Here is a 21,792-nt window from a genome sequence, read left to right on the forward strand (position 1 = left end):
GTCAGAGGAGTTTAGCGTTCGAGCCAGATAAGGGAGGCAAACCGACCGGTGCGAGGGCTGCGGCGGTAAGAAAAGAAGCGGGGATCGGTCACGGTGCAGAAACCGCCACCATAAACAGCAGTGACACCACGAGCCGCCAGACGCAAACGCGCCAGCTCATAGATGTCAGCCATGAATTTGCCAGCGTTTTGGCTGGGCACGAAGGCTTTCGCGGATTCGGGCAATTGCTCGACGAAGGTAGCCCGCACTTCCGGGCCGACTTCAAAGGCTTGCGGGCCAATGGCCGGACCGAGCCAGACCAGCACGTCTTCCGAGGGCACGGCCAGCGCATCGAGCGTCGCTTCGAGCACACCCGCCGCCAACCCGCGCCAACCGGCGTGGGCCGCAGCGACGCGAGTGCCGGCACGGTCGCAAAACAACGCGGGCAGGCAATCAGCCGTCATCGCCGCGCAGGCAATGCCGGGCGTTGCCGTCCAGCTGGCGTCGGCGGTGGCCACAAGGCTTGGGTCCGCATGAGCCACGGCGATGCCGTGAACCTGCTTCAACCAGGCCGGCTGCATGGAGAAATGATCAGTGAGGCGACGGCGGTTTTCGGCAACAGCTTCGGGGCTGTCGTCGACGTGATCGCCGAGGTTGAGGCTGTCGAACGGCGCCAGACTGACGCCGCCCGCACGGGTGGTGACGCAGGCTTTCACCCCGGCAGGCGCAGGCCAGTCGGGAATCAGCCAGTCACTCATCCGATGAACGCCTCGCGGTCTTGCTTGAGCAGCGTCAGCAACCAGACGAAATCGTCCGGCAGTGGCGATTCCCAGCTCATGCGTTTACCGGTAGTCGGGTGATCCAGCTCCAGGAACCGCGCATGCAGCGCCTGACGCGGGAACGTCTTCAAGGAATCGACCATGGTCTGGCTGGCGGCTGGCGGGATACGGAAACGACCGCCGTAGGCAGGATCTCCGACCAACGGGTAGTTGATGTGCGCCATGTGCACGCGAATCTGGTGCGTACGACCGGTTTCCAGCTTCACCCGCACGTGAGTGTGGGAGCGGAAACGCTCAAGCACACGGTAATGGCTGACGGCTTGCTTGCCACCTTCCATCACGGCCATGCGCTGGCGTTGCTGGCCGTGACGACCGATCGGCGCGTTGATCTTGCCGCCCGCCGTCACCACGCCGATCACGATGCACTCGTAGATGCGGCTGACGCTGCGGCTCTGCAACTGTGTCACCAGCTGCGTCTGCGCTTGAATGGTCTTGGCCACCACCATCAGACCGGTGGTGTCCTTGTCCAGGCGATGCACGATACCGGCGCGGGGCACATTGATGATGTCCGGCACGTGGTGCAGCAAGGCGTTGAGCAAGGTGCCATCAGCGTGACCGGCAGCCGGGTGCACCACCAGGCCCGCAGGCTTGTTGATCACCAGGATGTCGTCGTCTTCATAGACGATGTCCAGCTCGATGTCTTGAGCGATCCATTCGCCCTGAGCTTCCTGCTCGGCAGTCAGTTCAAGAATGGCGCCACCGTGAACGATGTCTCGCGGGCGGATAACCGCCCCATCCACAGTCAGGCGGCCGTCTTTGATCCAGGCGGAAAGGCGCGAGCGCGAGTGCTCAGCGAATAATTGTGCGGCGACTTGATCGAGGCGTTGGCCGCCCAATTCGGACGGCACCTCTGCGCGAAGTTCAATTTTATCGGACATGCTCAGACTAGGCGTCGGCACAGCCTTTGGTTTCGGCTGCGCGCTTGTGGTTAAATACGGCGTCTTTTGCCCCGAGGCTATTCAACGGGGCGCTCATCATAACAGGACGGCCTCGCCCAAGACAGCGGCCGTCATAGGGACGCAAGCCGCCATGCAAGTGAAACACCTGCTGCTGATCGCCATCCTCGCATTGACCGCTGCTTGCTCATCGAAGGAAGTCGTAGACGAAAACCTTAGCGAAGTCGAGCTGTACCAGCAGGCTCAGCAAGATCTGGACAACAATAGCTACACCGCCGCCACAGCCAAGCTGAAGGCGCTGGAGTCGCGTTATCCGTTCGGTCGCTACGCCGATCAGGCTCAACTCGAGCTTATCTACGCCAACTACAAGAACACCGAGCCTGAGGCTGCGAAGTCTGCCGCCGAGCGTTTCATTCGTTTGCACCCTCAGCATCCGAACGTGGACTACGCCTATTACCTCAAGGGCCTGACCTCTTTCGACCAGGACGTCGGCTTGCTGTCGCGTTTCCTGCCGCTGGACATGACCAAGCGTGACCCGGGTGCTGCCCGCGACTCCTATAACGAGTTCGCCCAACTGACCAGCCGCTTCCCGAACAGCCGCTACTCGCCGGACGCCAAGCAGCGCATGATTTACCTGCGCAACCTGCTGGCGGCCTACGAAATTCACGTCGCCGACTACTACCTGACCCGTCAGGCCTACGTCGCTGCCGCGAACCGTGGTCGTTACGTGGTGGAAAACTTCCAGGAAACCCCATCGGTCGGCGACGGCCTGGCGGTGATGACTGAAGCCTACCAGCGTCTGCACCTGGACGATCTGGCAGCCACCAGCCTCGAAACCCTGAAGCTCAACTACCCGAACCACCCAACGCTGGTAGACGGTCAGTTCGTGCCATCGGTCGACGAAGCCGACAACCGTTCGTGGTTGAGCAAGGCGACTCTGGGCCTGATCGAATCCCGTCCACCGCTGCCGCCGGGCGAAACCCGCGCCAACCAGGACGTGCAGAGACAATTCCGGGACGCCAAAGAAGCGATTCCGAACGATCTCAAGCCTAAAGATGAAAATGGCGACGTGATCGAAGAAGAAAATCACGAAGCGGAAGGCAACAACAGCGACCGCTCGTGGTTCAGCTACATGACCTTCGGCGTGTTCGACTGATACGACCGGTAGTGCAAAAAGGAGCCTTTCGAGGCTCCTTTTTTTATGGCGGATTTTTATTGCAGCACTAACAGGCTGTGCGCCCGTCATGTCCTTGGCTAAACTGCTTAATCACTCGTCATAAAGCAGCTCATCATGCTTCGTTTACTGTTCTGGATCGCCCTGATTGCCGCTGCGGTATGGTTCTGGCGCAAGTTCAAGGGCCAGGCTTCTGCGCCCAAGTCCCCCGCCGAACTGGAAGCCGCGCCCATGGTCCGCTGCGCCCATTGCGGCGTACACCTGCCCCGCGACCGCGCGCTGAGCCTTCAACAACAGTGGTATTGCAGCCAGGCTCACCTCGAGCAAGGCCCGGGCTCCAGTGATCGCTGAGACGTCCAGTCCCGGCAGCAAACAGGCTCAGCGACTGCTGCGCCTTTATCACCTCTACCGCCTAAGCGTCGGCATCACCTTGGTGCTGCTGATCTCCAGCAACCTGGACAACCAGTTGCTGACGTTCGCCAATGACAGCCTGTTGCGCAGTGGCAGCTGGCTGTACCTGGTGCTGAACATCTTGCTGGTGGTCTTCTTCGAGAACACTCGCCGCCCGGCGCAATTGTTCGGCCTGGCGCTGATTGATGTCCTGCTGCTGTGTGGCTTGTTCTACGCCGCCGGCGGTGTCGCCAGCGCCATCGGCAACTTGCTGATCGTCTCGGTGGCCATCAGCAACACCTTGTTGCGAAGCCGCATCGGCCTGCTGATCGCCGCCGTGGGCGCGCTCGGCATCGTCGGGCTGAGCTTTCTCCTGAGTTTCAGCCATCCCGCCAGCCCCAACGATTACCTGCAAGCCGGCACCCTCGGTGTGTTGTGCTTTGCCGCGGCGTTGCTGGTGCAAGGCTTGATCCAGCGCCTGGAAGTCAGCGAAACCCTCGCCGAACAACGGGCCAGCGAAGTGGTGGGCCTCGAAGCCCTCAATGCATTGATCCTGCAACGCATGCGCACCGGCATCCTGGTGCTCGACGGCCAACTGCGGGTGCAATTGGCCAACCACAGCGCGCTGATCTTACTGGGCCGAGACAATCTCGAAGGCCAACGGATCGACGACTGCTCGCCCATTCTGGTCGAACGCCTGCAACTGTGGCAGAACAATCCGACGCTGCGCCCCCAGAGCCTGAAAATCGCCAACAGCGGCCTGGAACTGCAACCGAGCTTCATTGCCCTGGCCCAAAGCCCACACCACCAGACCCTGGTCTTCCTTGAAGATCTCGCACAAATCGCCCAACAGGCCCAACAACTGAAGCTCGCCGCTTTGGGTCGCCTGACGGCCGGTATCGCCCACGAAATTCGCAATCCTTTGGGCGCCATTAGTCATGCCGCTCAGCTATTGCAGGAATCGGAGGAACTGAACGGCGCGGATCGACGTCTGACCCAGATTATTCAAGACCACTCTCAGCGAATGAATCGGGTTATCGAAAACGTCCTGCAACTGTCCCGCCGCCAGCAAACCGTGCCGCAACGACTCGATCTGAAGCCGTGGCTGGAGCAGTTCGTTGCCGACAGTCGCGAAAGTGCGCTCGATCGTCAGCAGATTCACCTGCGCATCGGTTCAGGTGACTTCAAAACCCTGATGGACCCGAACCAGCTCACCCAGATTCTCGACAATTTGTTGCGCAACGCCTGGCGTCATAGCGCTCAGGTCCACGATCAGGCGCAGGTCTGGCTCGATTTGTTTGTCGACCCCGACAGCCAGTTGCCGATCATCGAGGTTCGGGACGATGGCCCCGGCGTGGCACCGGACCAGCAGGTGCATTTGTTCGAACCGTTCTATACCACCAGCGCCCAAGGCACAGGCCTGGGGCTGTATCTGTCCCGTGAGCTGTGCGAAAGCAATCAGGCCCGCCTAGACTTCAAGCCACGCCATGATGGCGGCTGCTTTCGCATCACCTTTGCTCACGGACGGAAACAAAGTTGAACATGTGCCCACGGCAAAAAGTCCTGATCGTCGACGACGAGCCGGATATCCGCGAACTCCTGGAAATCACCCTGGGACGGATGAAACTCGACACCTTCAGCGCCCGTAACCTCGGCGAAGCCCAGGCGCTGTTAAAGCGTGAGACCTTCGACCTGTGCCTGACCGACATGCGCCTGCCGGACGGCACCGGTCTTGAACTGGTGCAACATATCCAGCAACGCGCCCCAAACCTGCCGGTGGCCATGATTACCGCCTACGGCAGCCTCGAAACGGCGATCAACGCCCTCAAGGCCGGCGCCTTCGACTTCCTGACCAAACCGGTGGACCTCACGCGGCTGCGCGAACTGGTCACCAGCGCCCTGCGCATGCCGGCACCGGGCGCAGCCATCGACCGACGGTTGCTGGGCGACTCGCTGCCCATGCGCAGCCTGCGCAAACAAATCGACAAACTGGCGCGCAGTCAGGCGCCGGTCTACATCAGCGGCGAGTCCGGCAGCGGCAAGGAACTGGTCGCCCGACTGATCCACGAACAAGGACCGCGCGCCAACCAGCCGTTTGTCCCGGTCAATTGCGGCGCGATACCGTCGGAACTGATGGAAAGCGAGTTTTTCGGCCATCGCAAAGGCAGCTTCAGCGGCGCCATCGAAGACAAGCCCGGGCTGTTCCAGGCCGCTCAGGGTGGCACGCTGTTCCTCGACGAAGTGGCCGACTTGCCGCTGTCGATGCAGGTCAAACTGCTGCGGGCGATTCAGGAAAAAGCCGTTCGCAGCGTTGGCGGCCAGCAGGAAACCGTGGTCGATGTGCGGATCCTCTGCGCCACCCACAAAGACCTCGACGCTGAAGTCGCCGCTGAACGCTTTCGCCAGGATTTGTACTACCGGCTGAATGTGATCGAACTGCGGGTTCCGCCTTTGCGCGAGCGCCGCGACGACATCGAGTCATTGGCCGGTCATGTACTCAAGCGTCTGGCGGCAGCCAGCGGCCAACCCGCCCCGAAGCTCCACCCACAAGCGCTTGAGGCGCTGAAAAGCTATCGCTTTCCGGGCAATGTGCGGGAATTGGAGAACATGCTCGAACGCGCCCACACCCTGTGCGACAACAAGCAGATCGAAGCCAGCGACCTGCGACTGGCCGAAGGCAATTGCAGCGCCGACAGCGGTGTGCCGGACCTGACGCAGATTGACAATCTGGAAGACTATCTGGAAAACGTCGAACGCAAACTCATCCTCCAGGCCCTGGAGGAAACCCGCTGGAACCGCACGGCAGCGGCTCAGCGATTGAATTTGTCGTTTCGGTCGATGCGTTACAGGTTGAAGAAATTCGGGCTGGATTGAGGGCCCCTTCGCGGGCAAGCCTCGCTCCTACAGATGTCAATCGTCGTTGATCTTGTAGGAGCGAGCGGTGCGGCGACCCGACTTGCCCGCGAAAGCGTTCTGGAAGGCGACGAATGTTTCGCGTCTAGATCCGCCCGGCCGGCGCATACGGCGCCGGATCAATGATCGGCGTCCTGCCCAGCATCACATCCGCAAACAACTGGCACGACGCCGGCGCCAGCACCAACCCGTTACGGTAATGCCCGCAGTTGAGCCACAACCCCTCGAAGCCCGGCACCCGGCCGATGTAGGGAATGCCCTCCGGTGAGCCCGGTCGCAACCCCGCCCAATGCCCGACCACCTCGGCATCCGCCAGCGCTGGAATCAATTCCACCGCAGACGCTTTCAGGCTCTCAAGCGCAGAGCCGGTCGGCGTCTTGTCGAAGCCTTCATGTTCCAGCGTGCTGCCAATCAGAATGTGTCCATCCCGGCGAGGAATCGCATAACGCCCCTTGGCCAGCACCATGCTCGGCAGGAAGTCCGCCGCGCACTTGTAAAGAATCATCTGCCCTTTCACGGGTTCAACCGGCAACGCAAGGCCCAGGCTTTTGAGCAAATCACCGCTCCAGGCACCCGCCGTCAGCACCACCTGATCACCGAGGATCGCGCCCGCCGAAGTCTGCACGCCGACGACTTTTTCGCCTTCGCGAACGAACCCGCTGACTTCGCACTGCTCATGAATCGTCACGTTCGGCATCGCCAGCAAGGCAGCCTTGAGGGATTTCACCAGCCGCGGATTGCGCACATTGGCCACGTCGGCCATGTAGATCGCGCGGGTGAAACCGCCACCCAGGACCGGCACCGCATCGTGCGCCGCCGAGATATCCACAGCCCGCAGCGGACGGTTTTCCCGCTCGGCCCATGCCAGCGCCTCGGCTTCATCGTCCAGGTCCAGCCAGTACAGGCCGGTGGTGTGCACTTCGGGATCAACCCCGGTCGCGGCAAACAGGCGCTCACCCAGCTGTGGATAAAAGTCCTGAGACCAATGGGCCAGCGCGGTAACTGCCGGGCTGTAGCGCCACGGGTAGAGCGGCGAAACGATGCCGCCACCGGCCCAGGACGATTCCTGACCGACATTCGAACGGTCCAGCAGCACAACGCTCTGTACTTGCGACGCGAGATTGAACGCTGTCAGCAGGCCAATCACACCGCCGCCGACTATCACCACTTGCTGTTGCATGGTCATGTTCCGATCCAACCGTTAAAGAGACAGGAGGCGCAAAAGGCGCCCGAAAAAAAACTCAGCGACCCCAGCAATCTTTGGTGGTCAGTCCGGCCGTCGCATTGACCATGCTTCTGACACCGGTGTTGGTGATGGTGAAATCGCCACACTTGTCAGTCGCCATGCTGCCGGCCTTGCGTGTAGCGGTCAGCAGGAAGGTCTGGTCGGTCAGGGTCGGGGTGATGGTGTAATAGTCATTGCCGGCGCTCAGGCCGGTGGCACCGGTGTAAACATTACCCTTCGAGTAAAACCGTTCAAGAACCTGCGCCTGCTCGGAGAGCAGCCCGGCCACTTCAGCCCGGCGGCCCTTTTTCACGTATTCGGTGAGGCTCGGGTAGCCAATGGTGATGACGATCCCGATGATCGCAATCACGATCATGATTTCGATAAGGGTAAAACCTCGGTTGGATCTGCGCATGCCTCAACTCTCACTTACTGTATTTGTCGCCACATGATGCGGCGGCTGCCACCGCCGCCTTTTTCGGTCAGCTTGGTCACCGTTGAATCGGTACCGGTTAGGATCTTGCCTGTTCCGCTGTTGGTAACGGCGCTCAAGAATTGCATCCCGCTAGTGAAAATCACCCCGGCGGATATCGCGTCCGCGCTGTCGACCACCCCATCGCCAGTGGTATCGAGCACCGCGTAGTTGAGCATCTTACCGCTGAACGCATCCAGTTCGACCAGTTTGCTAGTGCCGAAACTGGCACAAGGATCGGTGGTATCCACAATGGCCGTGGTAAATACGATTCGCCCCAGCACCAGCGTCGCCTGGCTGATCACCCGCTCGCCGGTCAAAACACTGTTGTAGACCAGCGGCAAATACCAGCCTTTCTCTGCCGGATAGGTCACTTCGTTCTGGCTGGTGGTGATGAACTGCCCCGTACTTCCCGAGAACACGCCGGTCACCGATTGGGCCTGCAAACTGGACGTGGTGATCTGTCCAGAGCCGCCGTCAGCATCCCACACCGCATAGAACGCCTGCTGATCCTTGTTGGTCTTGTCGATCGTTTCATTGAATTTGCCGGTACCGAAAAACACCACTTTGCCGCCCAGTGAATTGTCCGCCAGCAACGGCTGCGCGGTGATTGGCTGGGTGGCGCCGCCCGCCGTCGTGAACAACGGTTTGCCGGAAAACGCCACGCCCCAGGTGTCCGTGGTGGCGCCGCTCAAATCAAACTTCCATAGACGCCCTTTCAGATCCCCGCCATAGGCGGCCTGCACCACATTCTGCGAGTTGACCTTGAGTTTCACCGACGACAAACCGTTGGTGGTTTCCGTGCTGTCGATGACGATTTTCTTGATCAGCGACCCATCGCGGATATCCACCACGTACAACGCCGCCACGCCCGAATTGCTGCCATAGCCGTTGGAGATGAATGCCGCCCAACGACCATCCGCCAAGCGTGCCACTTCCGGACGGGCGTAGGCATAACCCAGATCATTGAAAACGTTCGCCGTGTTTGCTGTGGCAGGTGCACTGATTTCCCACAACGCCTTGGTCACGTTGCCGGCCGAGGCGTCAAACAGCTGCAAGGCGTAGAACGTCTTGCCGCCCGCGCCTGTTCCGCCGAGCGCCAGGGTTTTCCAGGCACTGTTGAGTTGAGCATCAAAAACGCCGACCTGACCGTCGACCAGAAACTTGTGGCTGACGCCGTTGATGTAGGCGGTATCGGCGATATAGCGCAACGATGGCAAAACACTGGAGGGCATGTAGGCATAACGTCTGGCGCCGTTACCCGAGTTGATGACGCTGACAAAACCATCGTTGGCATTGACCACAAGGCTGGTGTTCATGTTGCTGGATTTGGTGGCCAGATAGGTGCTGTAGCTGGTGTCACTGACCAGATCGGATGCGGTTTTTTCCGTTGGCGAGGCCAGCACCAAAGGCGAGTTGATGATGTCGCCGAGCAACACGCTGCGTACTTTCAACCCGGTCTTGTTGGTGCCCTTGCTCCACTCCACCAGGTCGCTGCCCGTGATGCCGGTGGGCAGGCCTTGATTCAGCACCGTCTGCTGTGCCGGGGCGAAATTGGCGAAGGCCAGCGTGACGGGGGCATTGCTCACGTTGTTCCACGACTGGTAAATCGGCGCTGTGGCGCCGGGCACGATGGCCGTGTCAGTCGTCCAGAGCACCGTGGAGGTATTGACCGAGCCGGTGGCGGTGAACCCGTAAGACTTGATGGTGCCGCGCCAATCCTTGGGGTCGTAGCTGGTCTGGTAGTAAGCGGAACCGACCCCGACGATTGCGCTGCTGGTGGTGCCGCTCCCGCCGGAACCGGCTTTCGACGTGATGTCGCCCAGCGCTGATGACAACGCGGTATTCAGGCCGGCACTGTCCGTCGCCTGGTAGTACTTGCCCTGCCCGTAACCGGCGGAGTCCGACAACATCTGGTTCGCGGCGGTGAAGCCCACGGTGTAGGTGTTCATGTTCTGTTTGGGGAAATCTGCGGCGTTCCAGTTTTTGCCACCGGCATCGGTGCCGGTAGTGCGCATATCGATGTCGAAGGCGAATTTGGCGATGTCGTCCAGGTACAACGTGTCCCCCTCGCCATCACCGGAGAGGTTGTCGCCATCGTTCGCGCTGTTGCCGTCCCAGTTCGGCAAGCGGGCGCCACCGAGCGGATCGTTGGTCGGGAAGGTCCTATCGAACGTAGGCAGGCCATCGGTGATCACCACGCCATAGTTTTTTTGGCAGCGATACTGGATCGGGCTGGTGTAAGTGGTTGGCGTCGAGTTGTAGTACGGCGCCATGCCGCGCATGTACCGCGTGATCTCGTAATAGGTTTCCGCCAACGGGGTATTGGCGATTGCACTCAAGCCATTGATCGAAGAGATCAAGGCGTTGTAGTTGGTGTCCGCCTGGGCCTGGGAAACGCTACCACTGACGGGAGACAGATCACTGACCGCGCGCGCGATAAAACCGCCGGGGCCGGAGTTGCCACTGACAGAAGGGTTGAATGTCGCGAGGCCTATTCTCAATGAACGGTTGCTGGTGACCAGATTGGTAGACACATCCTGCGCAACGCTGATGCGGTAATCATTGGGGATCGCACCGGTACCGGTGGTGAAATCCCTGTTCGAACCGTTGGCCAGTGTGACCAGATAAGACAGATAGTTAGCCGTATAACGCGTGTTTTCGTTGCCCACCGGGTCGGGCAGCTTCAGGCATATCGATGACAGTCCCAGGAAGCCCCGATAAAAACCGTACCAGTTGCCATTGTTGGAGCAACCGCCGCGATTGAGGCTCGACAAGGCGATGTTGGTATCGTCCATGTCCAGGTTCTGACCAGTCAGACACGAGCTGTTCGAACTGCAATTGGCAATTTGCGGGCGACTGACCGTCGGATCGAATCCCGGCGCCCAAATGATGTTGTTCATGCTCCCCGAATCATCGATCAGCAGCATCACGTTGGGCGCAACCGCCGCAGCGCTCAACAGGGGCGAGTCTGAAGGCGTGAACGCGTACGCAGGCGCTGACAGGTACAGCGCCAATGCAATACCACTCAGAAACCGCCAGATCCCTGAGCATCTATTAGTATTTGGCATAGATGCTCTCCACCACACTGCGCACGTTGTTGCCCACGATGGCCACTGCCGTGACCCGATAAAGCGTCGCAGAGGTGTTGCTCGGCACATTCACGGCATTCAACGTGGTACCGATGTTCTGTACCCCATAGAAACCGTTGGCCGCCGCGATCCAGGTGACCCCCGAGGAGGAATTGAGACCGGCAGCCGTGAGGGTCGATGACTCGGCGGGCGGCAAACATTGATTGCCGCTGCAAACCGGCAATGTATAGGTATCGAGCTGAACCGCACTTTCGCCGATGCGCAACGCGGCTTCGGCGATCTGGAACGACTGATTGCGCAGGGTTACGCTACTGGCCATCTTTTCCTGCAGGGTTGCGTTCTGCATCGATGAAATGCCAATCAGCGTCAGCAACAGAAGGAACACCAGGCTGACCAGCAGCGCCATGCCGCGCTGGGCGTGAGAGGTAGCAGGAGAAAAACTCATCGGCCCGCGCCTCATGGCAAGCGGTTGCGCAAAGCGGCAACCACGTTGAAAGTTTGATCGCGGACCCGGCTGTTCGGATCTTTCAGTATCAGCGTCAGGCGCACACTACGGATTCGCGCAGGGTCGGACGGGTTGGTGCTGTAACTGGAAGCGGCCGTATCGGTGGCTGACGCTGCGAGACCGAAGCTCACGTCAAAGGCTTTGACGTTGTCGACGAGCACTGCCTGAGTCGGCGTGCCGATGCCGCTGCCCATCGTCAGTTGGCCGTTCTTGAGGCTGTAGATCAGTCGTCGAATCGGAAACGCCAATTGTCCTGTGGCGGGAGCCTGCACGTTGGAGTAAGCCGTCGCGGTATTTCGGCAATCCGAAACCACCGTCCAGGTCGGCGTACCGCCACCCGCGCCGACATCGGCGGTCACCAGGGTCAGCTTGAGGTTGGCATTGTCCCAACTGATCGGCGCTATCTGGCTGGCAGTAAAACTCGCCCCGGCGCTTGCATCAGTAATAGCCCCCAGACAACCAAACATCCCCACCATGCGGATTTCCTGAATCATTTTGCTCAGCACAAAACGCGCGTCTTCCTGCATGTTCGCCGCCGCGTTCTGGCTGACATAAGTGTTCTTGGCCGCTATGAAAATCTGCGCCACACCGAGCACCACGACCAGGCTCAACGCCAACGCGATCAACATTTCGATCAGGCCGAAACCTCTGTTGAGCCGGTTCATGGCGTCGCCACCGGATCGACGGCGGCGCGACTGGTCAGCACAAAGCTGCGACGGGAATTGGCGGCATTGGCAGCCCGCGAGTCGTCCCAGGTAATGGTGATGGTGTACACCCGCTGATTGAGGGTGACGCTGCCCGTAGCGGTGGCGCCGAGCATGCTGACGATATTGGAAGTGAAGTCGTAGAGGTCCTGATCCCGGGCAACGTTGAGGTTGCCCAACGTCGGCGGCGTGACGGTGTAATCGGCGCCGGCGTTGGCGCGGATGCGGTCCATCATGTCGTAGGCGATAAAGCTCGCCTGGCTGGTCATCCGGGAACTGTCGGTGTACTTCAGCGCATTGAGCTGGAACGCCGCCGCCCCCAACAGCCCCACGCTCAAAATCAACAACGCCACGAGAACCTCGATCAGCGTCATGCCCTCCTGTGCACGCTTGCTCCATCCCCTCATCCGCAACTTCCACCCAATAGAATTCGTCCGTTCAAACACACATTCAGCGTCCTGCTTTGCGCCCCCAGTACGTAGCTGATCACCACCGCCGTGGACGGTGCCGACAGACCGCCCAGATTGTTGAAATCGATGGCGGTCACGCCTGAGGTTAGCGTCAGAGTCGCGCCGCTGCTCATCGCGGGAACAACCCGCAATACATTGGCCACAGTGCCAGTACTGTCATAAACCGATAATTCTCCGGTCCAGGCGCTGCCACCCGCCGTCGGCCGCACCCGGGTGGTGATGCCGCGGTCGATGGCTTCAAGCCGGGCGAAATTCAAGGCGCGCTGCAGGTCGCCGATCTCGGTATCAGCCCTGGTGCCTTGCACCGAACGGGTAAACCCCGGCACTGCCAGGGTGATCAGAATCAAAAAGACCGCAAGCGCGACCAGCAACTCGATCAGCGTGAAACCTTTTGTACGATGATCCATCAATGCCCTCCGTTGCCGTCGGCTATACCTGCTGTTACACGCTAGAACAATCGACCCACAGGTGTCGGTTGTTTTGCCATTACTGCGCAAGGATTGCGCGGGCCACCGCACTCCAGGGAGGGAGATGTCATGCATCAGCAGGGTTTCAGTCTGATTGAACTGCTCATGGGACTGACGATTGTCGGGATTGTTCTGCATCTGGTCAGTCCGGCGTTCGCAGCGCTCACGGAATCGAACCATCAGGAGGAGGCAGCGAAGTCGCTTGTCAGTGGCATGCGCAGTGCCAGAAGCGAGGCGATCACGCGAAACCAGGCTGTCGTCATACACGGGATAAACGACGATTGGGGCCAAGGCTGGCGGATGATTCTGGATTTAAATGGCAAGGGACATGAGGACAGCAACAATCCGCTGCTGGTCGAGCGCCGAAGCGACACTCGGGTGCCGGTTGTCGGCAATCACTATGTCAGGACTTCAGTACGATTCAGCCATCTCGGCGAACCGCAGCACGGAGGCTTTCAAGCGGGGACATTGCATGTTTGCGCAAAACACGAGCCAGTGAGTCAGCACCAAGTGGTGCTGGCCCCGAGCGGTCGCGTCAGCCTGCGCAGCATCAAGGCTGTGCAGGCGTTGTGCGAGGAAGGAAAAAAATCAAAGCAGCGAACGAACGCGTAACTCTTTCGGCATGGAGAACGTGATGTTCTCCTCGCGACCCGCCAGTTCATCGGCACCAGTAGCGCCCCATGCCTGCAACTGCTGGATCACGCCACGCACCAGTACTTCCGGTGCAGAGGCCCCTGCGGTAATGCCGATGCGCTCGACACCGTCGAACCAGCTCTTTTGCAGGTCTTCAGCGCCGTCGATCAGGTAGGCCGGAGTGGCCATGCGTTCGGCCAGCTCACGCAGGCGATTGGAGTTGGAGCTGTTCGGGCTGCCGACAACCAGCACCACGTCGCATTCGTCAGCCAGCGTCTTGACGGCGTCCTGACGGTTTTGCGTGGCATAGCAGATGTCGTCCTTGCGCGGACCACCAATTGCCGGGAAGCGTGTACGCAGGGCGTCGATGACGCGGCTGGTATCGTCCATGGACAGGGTGGTCTGGGTCACGAACGCCAGTTTTTCGGGGTTGTTCACCTGCAAGGCGGCGACGTCTTTCTCGTCCTCGACCAGGTAAATCGCGCCGCCATTGCTGCCATCGTACTGGCCCATGGTGCCTTCGACTTCCGGGTGACCGGCGTGGCCGATGAGGATGCATTCACGGCCGTCGCGGCTGTAGCGCGCGACCTCGATGTGCACTTTGGTCACCAGCGGGCAGGTGGCGTCGAACACCTTCAGGCCACGGCCGGCGGCTTCGGTACGCACCGCCTGGGAAACGCCGTGGGCACTGAAGATCACGATGACGTCGTCCGGCACCTGATCCAGCTCTTCAACGAAGATCGCGCCGCGAGCGCGCAAGTCTTCGACGACGAATTTGTTGTGGACCACTTCGTGGCGCACATAGATCGGCGGCCCGAAAACTTCCAGGGCGCGGTTGACGATTTCGATCGCCCGGTCCACACCGGCGCAGAAGCCACGGGGGTTGGCGAGTTTGATTTGCATGCTGTGCCTCGTGTCTTGCGCGCAGGAAAATTAGAACATTACATCCTGTAGGAGCAGAGCTTGCTCGCGAAAGCGGTGTGCCAGTCAACATTGATGTTGAATGTGATGACGCCTTCGTCGGAACGCCGCCCGGAGCAAGCTCTGTTCCTACATTTGACCGCATTCAGTCAGTTACAGCGATTTGACGGTGATGATTTCCACGTCAAAGGTCAATGTCTTGCCGGCCAACGGATGGTTGAAGTCGATGGTCACTTGCTCGTCATCGAACTCTTTCACCACGCCAGGCAGCTCAGTATTCGCCGCATCGTTGAAGATCACCAGCAAACCCGGTGACAGGTCCATGTCCTTGAACTGCGAACGCGGGATGATCTGCACGTTTTGCGGGTTCGGCTGACCGAAAGCGTTTTCCGGCTGAATCGTCAACGTACGCTTGTCGCCGGCCTTGAAGCCGAACAGGGCCGCTTCGAAACCTGGCAACAGGTTACCGTCGCCGACCTGGAAGGTCGCCGGGGCTTTGTCGAAGGTGCTGTCGACGGTGTCGCCGTTCTCCAGGCGCAGTGCAAAGTGCAAGGTGACTTCCGTGTTCTGGCGGATGCGTTGCTCAGCCAATACCTGTTCAGTCATGAACTGCTTCTCCCGTCTTCTTTGATTTGAACATGTCCAGCGCCAGCATCACCGCACCCACAGTAATTGCACTGTCGGCGAAGTTGAACGCCGGGAAGTACCAGCGGTTCTGCCAATGCACCAGGATGAAATCGATCACATGACCCAAGGCTATGCGGTCGTACAGATTGCCCAGCGCACCACCCAGGACCAGCGCCAATGCGATGGCCAGCCAGGTTTCGTTGCGCCCCAGACGCTTGAGCCACACCACCAGCACCGCACTGACCACGACCGCGATCAGGGCGAACAACCAGCGCTGCCAGCCCGAGCTGTCCGCCAGGAAGCTGAACGCCGCGCCTGTGTTGTAGGCCAGGGTCCAGCTGAAGTAATCGGGGATCACTACAATCTGCTGGTACATCTCAAGCTTGCCTTCGAAGTAGAACTTGCTGGCCTGGTCGATGACCAGGACCAGCAAACTCAACCAGAGCCAGCCCAGCCGTCCGAAACGGCCAATGGCATTAGGCATAGTGACGAACCTCGCCAGTGCCGCTGATGTTATCGACGCAACGACCGCAGATTTCCGGATGTTCCGGGTTCACGCCGACGTCTTCACGGCAGTGCCAGCAACGGGCGCACTTGGCGAAGGCCGACTTGACGATTTTCAGCTTCAGGCCGCTGACTTCGGTGACCACTGCATCGGCCGGAGCCTGTACGAACGGCGCAACGCTGGCGGTCGAGGTGATCAGTACGAAGCGCAATTCGTTGCTCAGCTTGGCCAGGTCGGCGCTCAGGGCGTCTTCGGCGAACAGCGTCACTTCGGCCTGCAGGTTGCCACCGACGGCTTTGGCCGCGCGCTGGATTTCCATTTCTTTGTTCACAGCGACCTTCACCGCCATGATCCGCTCCCAGTAGGCGCGGCCCAGTTCGACGTTTTCCGGCAGTTCGGTCAGGCCTTCGTACCAGGTGTTGAGCATCACCGATTCGTTGCGCTCGCCCGGCAGGTATTCCCACAGTTCGTCGGCGGTGAACGCGAGGATCGGCGCGATCCAGCGCACCAGCGCTTCGGAGATGTGGTACAGCGCGGTTTGCGCCGAACGGCGGGCCTTGCTGTTGGCGCCAGTGGTGTACTGACGGTCCTTGATGATATCGAGGTAGAAACCGCCCAGCTCCTGCACGCAGAAGTTGTGGATCTTGGAGTAGACGTTCCAGAAGCGGTATTCGCCGTAGTGCTCTTGCAGCTCGCGTTGCAGCAGCAAGGTGCGATCCACGGCCCAACGGTCCAGCGCGAGCATTTCTTCGGCCGGCAGGATGTCGGTGGCCGGGTTGAAACCGGTCAGGTTGGAGAGCAGGAAGCGCGCGGTGTTACGGATACGCCGGTAGGCGTCCGCACTGCGTTGCAGGATCTGTTCGGAAACCGCCATTTCACCCGAATAGTCGGTGGATGCGACCCACAGACGCATGATGTCGGCGCCCAGAGTGTCGTTGACTTTTTGCGGCGCGATTACGTTGCCCAGCGACTTGGACATCTTGCGGCCAGACTCGTCGACGGTGAAGCCGTGGGTCAGCAGCTCGCGGTATGGCGCGTGGTCGTCGATGGCGCAACCGGTCAGCAGCGACGAATGGAACCAGCCACGGTGTTGGTCCGAGCCTTCCAGGTACAGGTCGGCGCGTGGACCGGTTTCGTGGCCCATCGGGTGCGAACCGCGCAGGACGTGCCAGTGCGTGGTGCCCGAATCGAACCAGACGTCCAGGGTGTCGCTGATCTTGTCGTACTGCGGCGCTTCGTCACCGAGTAGCTCGGCAGCGTCCATCTTGAACCAGGCTTCGATGCCTTCGACTTCGACGCGCTTGGCGACTTCTTCCATCAGCTCGGCGGTACGTGGGTGCAGCTCGCCGCTTTCCTTGTTCAGGAAGAACGGGATCGGCACACCCCAGTTGCGCTGACGGGAGATGCACCAGTCCGGACGGTTGGCGATCATCGAGTGCAGGCGCGCCTGGCCCCAGGCCGGAACGAACTGAGTTTCTTCGATGGCTTTAAGAGCGCGCTTGCGCAGGGTGTCGCCGCTGACAGGCTCTTTGTCCATGCCGATGAACCACTGCGCGGTGGCGCGGTAGATCAGCGGGGTCTTGTGACGCCAGCAATGCATGTAGCTGTGTTCGATGATGGTGGTGTGCAGCAGCGCACCGACTTCGGTCAGCTTGTCGACGATGGCCGGGTTGGCTTTCCAGATGAACTGGCCGCCAAAGAACTCCAGCGAAGTCGCGTAGACGCCGTTGCTTTGTACCGGGTTGAGGATGTCGTCGTTGACCATGCCGTATTTCTTGCAGGTCACGAAGTCGTCCACGCCGTAGGCCGGAGCGGAGTGAACCACACCGGTGCCAGCGCCCAGTTCAACGTAGTCGGCCAGGTAAACCGGCGACAGACGGTCGTAGAACGGGTGACGGAAGTTGATCAGTTCCAGTTCTTTACCGGTGGTGGTCGCGATGACCGAGCCTTCCAGGCTGTAACGGACCAGGCAGGATTCAACCAGCTCTTCAGCCAACACCAGCAACTTGTCGCCGACATCGACCAGGGCGTAGTTGAATTCCGGGTGAACGTTCAGCGCCTGGTTGGCCGGGATGGTCCACGGGGTGGTGGTCCAGATCACGATCGAAGCAGGTTTGCCCAGCGACGGCAGACCGAAAGCGGCAGCCAGCTTGGCTTCATCGGCAATCGGGAACGCCACGTCGATGGTCGAGGACTTTTTGTTCTCGTACTCGACTTCCGCTTCAGCCAGGGCCGAACCGCAGTCGAAGCACCAGTTCACAGGCTTCAGGCCCTTGAACACGAAACCGCCCTTGACGATTTCGGCGAGCGCGCGGATTTCACCGGCCTCGTTTTTGAAGTCCATGGTCTTGTACGGGTTGGCGAAGTCGCCCAACACGCCCAGACGGATGAATTCGGATTTCTGGCCTTCGATCTGCTCGGTGGCGTAGGCACGGCACAGTTCGCGGGTCTTGTCCGCGCCCAGGTTCTTGCCGTGGGTCACTTCGACTTTGTGCTCGATCGGCAGACCGTGGCAGTCCCAGCCCGGAACATAAGGCGCGTCGAAACCCGAGAGGGTTTTCGAGCGGATGATCATGTCCTTGAGGATCTTGTTCAGCGCATGACCGATGTGAATCGTGCCGTTGGCGTACGGAGGACCGTCGTGCAGAACGAACTTCGGACGATCCTTGCCAATCTCGCGCAACTTTCCGTACAGGCCAATACTGTCCCAGCGCTGCAGAATCTGCGGTTCGCGCTGTGGCAGGCCGGCCTTCATTGGGAAGGCGGTGTCCGGAAGGTTTAGCGTGGCTTTATAGTCGGTCATTTATGGCTCTTCATTAGCGATTGGCGCTAGGTGCGACAGGGCACGGGCGGCGGCGACATCCGCATTGATCGCCGTCTTAAGCGCCTCCAGAGAGGCGAAACGCTGCTCTTCACGCAGCTTGTGGTGGAAAACCACCGTCAAACGCCGGTCATACAGATCGCCGGCAAAATCTAAAAGATGTACTTCGAGGTGGGCTTTGCCATCCCCTTGGACCGTAGGACGCACGCCAATATTGGCGACGCCTGGACAGGTCTTGCCGTCGATGTCGACGTTGACCAGGTAAACCCCGGTGAGCGGCACGCGACGGCGCTTGAGTTGAATGTTGGCGGTTGGCGTACCCAACTGGCGCGCCAGTTTCTGGCCATGCAGGACTCGCCCGGTAATCTGGAACGGCCGACCGAGCAGACGCTCTGCCAAGGCGAAATCGGCAGCGGCCAGGGCATTTCGCACCTGGGTGCTGCTGACGCGAATGCCGTCCAGCTCAACGGTTTGCGCCGCTTCGACGGTGAAGCCCTGCATGACGCCGGCCTGTTGCAGGAAATCGAAATCCCCTACCCGGTCACAGCCGAAGCGGAAGTCGTCACCGACCTCAAGATGCTGCACGCCGAGACCGTCCACCAGAATGGTATCAACGAATTCGCTGGCGCTGAGCTTGCTCAGGCGCTGGTTGAAAGCCAGGCACAAGACCCGGTCGACGCCTTCGTCAGCCAGCAGCTGGAGTTTGTCACGCAGGCGCGCCAAGCGGGCCGGCGCTGTCTCCGGGGCGAAAAACTCCCGTGGCTGCGGCTCGAAAATCACCACGCAGCTGGGCACGCCCAACTCGAGCGCTCGCTCACGCAGCCTCGCCAGGATAGCCTGGTGGCCACGGTGAACACCGTCAAAGTTGCCAATAGTGGCGACACAGCCCCGATGCTGGGGGCGCAGGTTGTGGAGGCCTCGAACCAGCTGCATAACGCGCTTCTTGCTCATAAAGTGGTCGATTATAACCACACCCGGCGGCCGACGACAGGCAACACCGTAACCCAAAGTGATCGAACCGACAAAACCGCCGGCCCGCCCGTGTTTATCGAGGCAAAAGCCTCAGTTCAGCGCCTTGCGATTGAAGTCGCGCAAACGGAAGCCCATCAACAGCAACATGCCGAAATACGAGACCACGCCAGCCCCTACCAGAGCGCCCAGACGCAGGAATCGCTCAAGCATGTGGCCCTGATCCCAGGCCGGCATGAAATGCATCCCGGCCAGCAACACCGCGGACATCACCGTGACCGCTACCACCAGTTTGGCACCGAACTTCGCCCAGCCCGGCTGCGGCTGATACATCTGCTGTTTGCGCAGCTGATAGAACAACAACCCGGCGTTAAGGCAGGCACCAGCGCTGATCGCCAGAGCCAGACCGGCATGGGCCAGCGGCCCGATCAGCACCAGGTTGAACAACTGGGTAACCACCAGGGTGAAAATTGCGATTTTCACCGGCGTGCGAATGTTTTGTTGCGCATAAAAGCCCGGCGCCAGCACTTTGATCACGATAATGCCAAGCAACCCGACCGAATACGCAATGAGCGCCCGCTGAGTCATGGACGCATCGAAGGCGTTGAACTGGCCGTATTGAAACAGTGAGACCGTCAGTGGCTCAGCCAGGATCCCCAACGCCAGCGAGCACGGCAGCACCAGCACAAAGCACAGGCGCAGCCCCCAATCGAGAATCCGCGAATACTCTGCGCGATCCTTGCTGGCGTAGGTCTTGGCCAGGGTCGGCAACAGGATCGTGCCCAACGCCACGCCCAGCACGCCGGACGGTAATTCCATCAGGCGGTCGGCGTAATACATCCACGACACCGAACCGGCGACCAGGAACGAGGCAAAAATGGTGTTGATGATCAGCGAAATCTGGCTCACCGAAACGCCGAGAATCGCCGGCAGCATCTGTTTCATGACCCGCCACACGCCACTGTCACGCAGGTTCAGGCGTGGCAGCACCAGCATGCCGATCTTTTTCAGGTGCGGCAGCTGATAGAGCAACTGCGCCAGACCACCCGCCAGCACCGCCCAACCCAGCGCCATGACCGGCGGATCGAAATACGGTGTCAGGAACACCGCAAAGATGATCATGCTGACGTTGAGCAAGGTCGGCACGAAGGCCGGCACCGAGAAGCGGTTATAGGTGTTGAGGATCGCCCCGGCCAATGAAGACAGGGAGATCAGCAATATATAAGGGAATGTCACCCGCAACAGGCTGGAGGTCAGCTCGAATTTTTCCGGGGTATCGGTGAAACCGGGCGCGGTCACCCAGATGACCCACGGCGCAGCGAGCATGCCCAACGCAGTGACCACTGCCAGCGCCAGGGTCAGCAGTCCGGAGACGTAGGCAATAAAGGTTCGTGTCGCCTCTTCGCCTTGCTGGCTTTTATATTCAGCAAGAATCGGCACAAACGCCTGGGAAAACGCCCCTTCGGCGAAGATCCGGCGCAGCAGATTGGGCAGTTTGAAGGCGATAAAGAAGGCGTCGGTGGCCATTCCCGCACCAAAAATACGCGCAATGAGGGTGTCACGGACGAACCCCAGAATCCGGGAAAGCATCGTGATAGAGCTGACGGCGGCCAACGATTTGAGCAGATTCATTGAAAGAGTTTGTGCCTGTCGATAAACAGCAGGCGAACAAAGCGCCCACTTATGCGATACTCCGCGCCGCAGCAGCACAGAGCCAAAGCTCGCGAGTTTACAGGTCAAGCGCCGGAAATAAATATCCCGCCTCTTTATACCTACCACTTAGCGGAACGTCTCAACCGCCCTTGACAAGACATCAACTCATCGGCATGATTCGCGGCCTATTTTGTTTGCTATTTCCTAAAAAGTCTTTCGAGGAGCTCGACGGTGGCCAACACACCTTCCGCCAAAAAACGTGCAAAACAGGCTGAGAAGCGTCGCAGCCACAACGCCAGCCTGCGTTCCATGGTTCGTACCTACATCAAGAATGTAGTTAAAGCCATCGACGCAAAAGACGCTGAAAAAGCTCAAGCTGCTTACGTTCTGGCCGTGCCAGTTATCGACCGTATGGCCGATAAAGGCATCATCCACAAGAACAAGGCTGCTCGCCATAAGAGCCGCCTGAATGGCCACGTCAAGGCTCTGAACCTTGCTGCTGCCTAAGTAACACGCTTGTTAAAAAACCGACCTCAG

21 protein-coding genes are annotated in these 21,792 nt (G+C 59.9%); 6 read left to right on the forward strand and 15 right to left on the reverse strand.

Annotated elements, in window-relative coordinates; genetic code table 11:
- Positions 1–11: 11 nt before the first annotated feature.
- Together pgeF and rluD are read right to left on the reverse strand one after the other, a co-directional pair.
- Complete coding sequence (gene pgeF / locus IB245_RS15385) at positions 12–737, reverse strand: peptidoglycan editing factor PgeF (RefSeq protein WP_192227995.1); 726 nt, start codon at positions 735–737, stop codon at positions 12–14.
- Complete coding sequence (gene rluD, locus IB245_RS15390; RefSeq protein WP_008028788.1) at positions 734–1,696, reverse strand: 23S rRNA pseudouridine(1911/1915/1917) synthase RluD; 963 nt, start codon at positions 1,694–1,696, stop codon at positions 734–736. The genes pgeF and rluD overlap by 4 nt, the downstream gene beginning before the upstream one ends.
- Before the next feature lie 151 nt (positions 1,697–1,847).
- Between rluD and IB245_RS15395 the strand changes: the two genes are divergently transcribed.
- The 4 genes from IB245_RS15395 to IB245_RS15410 all read left to right on the forward strand — a co-directional run bounded on the left by IB245_RS15395 (position 1,848) and on the right by IB245_RS15410 (position 6,152).
- Positions 1,848–2,870 (forward strand): outer membrane protein assembly factor BamD, encoded by a 1,023-nt coding sequence (locus IB245_RS15395; RefSeq protein WP_008028792.1) that lies wholly within the window; start codon positions 1,848–1,850, stop codon positions 2,868–2,870.
- Positions 2,871–3,005: 135 nt separating this feature from the next.
- Positions 3,006–3,239: a PP0621 family protein gene (locus IB245_RS15400; protein ID WP_008028794.1), complete on the forward strand. Its 234-nt coding sequence runs from the start codon at positions 3,006–3,008 to the stop codon at positions 3,237–3,239.
- The gene (locus IB245_RS15405; RefSeq protein WP_192227996.1) at positions 3,229–4,818 is read left to right on the forward strand and encodes a sensor histidine kinase; all 1,590 of its coding nucleotides are present in this window, start codon (positions 3,229–3,231) and stop codon (positions 4,816–4,818) included. Before IB245_RS15400 ends, IB245_RS15405 begins: the two co-directional genes overlap by 11 nt.
- Positions 4,819–4,820: 2 nt before the next feature.
- Positions 4,821–6,152, forward strand: a complete 1,332-nt coding sequence (locus IB245_RS15410) for a sigma-54-dependent transcriptional regulator (protein WP_192227997.1) — start codon at positions 4,821–4,823, stop codon at positions 6,150–6,152.
- A gap of 124 nt (positions 6,153–6,276) precedes the next feature.
- On the opposite strand, the gene thiO is transcribed toward IB245_RS15410, so the two are convergent.
- The 7 genes from thiO to IB245_RS15445 are packed head-to-tail and all read right to left on the reverse strand — an operon-like array spanning position 6,277 to position 13,066.
- The gene (thiO, locus tag IB245_RS15415; protein ID WP_008037886.1) at positions 6,277–7,377 is read right to left on the reverse strand and encodes a glycine oxidase ThiO; all 1,101 of its coding nucleotides are present in this window, start codon (positions 7,375–7,377) and stop codon (positions 6,277–6,279) included.
- A 55-nt stretch (positions 7,378–7,432) separates the two neighbouring features.
- Positions 7,433–7,831 carry a type IV pilin protein gene (locus IB245_RS15420; protein WP_008028801.1) on the reverse strand — a complete coding sequence of 133 codons (399 nt, stop codon included), beginning with the start codon at positions 7,829–7,831 and terminating at the stop codon, positions 7,433–7,435.
- Between the two features lie 14 nt (positions 7,832–7,845).
- A complete protein-coding gene (locus tag IB245_RS15425) occupies positions 7,846–10,959 on the reverse strand; it encodes a pilus assembly protein (RefSeq protein WP_192227998.1) in 3,114 nt (1,037 codons plus the stop codon).
- Complete coding sequence (locus IB245_RS15430) at positions 10,946–11,425, reverse strand: PilX N-terminal domain-containing pilus assembly protein (protein WP_192227999.1); 480 nt, start codon at positions 11,423–11,425, stop codon at positions 10,946–10,948. Before IB245_RS15430 ends, IB245_RS15425 begins: the two co-directional genes overlap by 14 nt.
- An 11-nt stretch (positions 11,426–11,436) precedes the next feature.
- Positions 11,437–12,150: a PilW family protein gene (locus tag IB245_RS15435; protein ID WP_192228000.1), complete on the reverse strand. Its 714-nt coding sequence runs from the start codon at positions 12,148–12,150 to the stop codon at positions 11,437–11,439.
- Positions 12,147–12,596 carry a type IV pilus modification protein PilV gene (pilV, locus tag IB245_RS15440; protein WP_192228001.1) on the reverse strand — a complete coding sequence of 150 codons (450 nt, stop codon included), beginning with the start codon at positions 12,594–12,596 and terminating at the stop codon, positions 12,147–12,149. Before pilV ends, IB245_RS15435 begins: the two co-directional genes overlap by 4 nt.
- Positions 12,593–13,066 (reverse strand): GspH/FimT family pseudopilin, encoded by a 474-nt coding sequence (locus IB245_RS15445; protein WP_192228002.1) that lies wholly within the window; start codon positions 13,064–13,066, stop codon positions 12,593–12,595. Before IB245_RS15445 ends, pilV begins: the two co-directional genes overlap by 4 nt.
- Before the next feature lie 129 nt (positions 13,067–13,195).
- On the opposite strand from IB245_RS15445, the gene IB245_RS15450 reads away from it, so the two are divergent.
- Positions 13,196–13,738, forward strand: coding sequence for a GspH/FimT family pseudopilin (locus IB245_RS15450; RefSeq protein WP_192228003.1), 543 nt, complete (start codon positions 13,196–13,198; stop codon positions 13,736–13,738).
- Here the strand turns inward: IB245_RS15450 and ispH are convergent.
- From ispH to murJ, 6 genes are all read right to left on the reverse strand, one after another.
- The gene (gene ispH, locus IB245_RS15455) at positions 13,715–14,662 is read right to left on the reverse strand and encodes a 4-hydroxy-3-methylbut-2-enyl diphosphate reductase (protein WP_008028815.1); all 948 of its coding nucleotides are present in this window, start codon (positions 14,660–14,662) and stop codon (positions 13,715–13,717) included. The two genes, IB245_RS15450 and ispH, sit on opposite strands and share 24 nt — an antisense overlap.
- Positions 14,663–14,833: 171 nt before the next feature.
- Entirely contained in the window at positions 14,834–15,271 is a 438-nt protein-coding gene (gene fkpB / locus IB245_RS15460; protein WP_177318884.1) for an FKBP-type peptidyl-prolyl cis-trans isomerase, read from the reverse strand.
- A gap of 7 nt (positions 15,272–15,278) precedes the next feature.
- Positions 15,279–15,791, reverse strand: a complete 513-nt coding sequence (gene lspA, locus IB245_RS15465) for a signal peptidase II (protein WP_008028819.1) — start codon at positions 15,789–15,791, stop codon at positions 15,279–15,281.
- Entirely contained in the window at positions 15,784–18,615 is a 2,832-nt protein-coding gene (gene ileS, locus IB245_RS15470; protein ID WP_008028820.1) for an isoleucine--tRNA ligase, read from the reverse strand. Before ileS ends, lspA begins: the two co-directional genes overlap by 8 nt.
- On the reverse strand, positions 18,616–19,566 hold the full coding sequence (gene ribF / locus IB245_RS15475; protein ID WP_008028822.1) for a bifunctional riboflavin kinase/FAD synthetase: 951 nt from the start codon (positions 19,564–19,566) through the stop codon (positions 18,616–18,618).
- A 129-nt stretch (positions 19,567–19,695) separates the two neighbouring features.
- Positions 19,696–21,234, reverse strand: a complete 1,539-nt coding sequence (murJ, locus tag IB245_RS15480) for a murein biosynthesis integral membrane protein MurJ (RefSeq protein WP_008037902.1) — start codon at positions 21,232–21,234, stop codon at positions 19,696–19,698.
- Positions 21,235–21,486: 252 nt separating this feature from the next.
- Here murJ and rpsT point away from each other — a divergent pair, with 252 nt between their 5' ends.
- Entirely contained in the window at positions 21,487–21,762 is a 276-nt protein-coding gene (gene rpsT / locus IB245_RS15485; RefSeq protein ID WP_008028826.1) for a 30S ribosomal protein S20, read from the forward strand.
- Positions 21,763–21,792 lie beyond the last annotated feature (30 nt).

Source organism: Pseudomonas sp. PDM02, assembly GCF_014852285.1.
GTDB classification, from domain to species: Bacteria; Pseudomonadota; Gammaproteobacteria; order Pseudomonadales; family Pseudomonadaceae; genus Aquipseudomonas; species Aquipseudomonas migulae.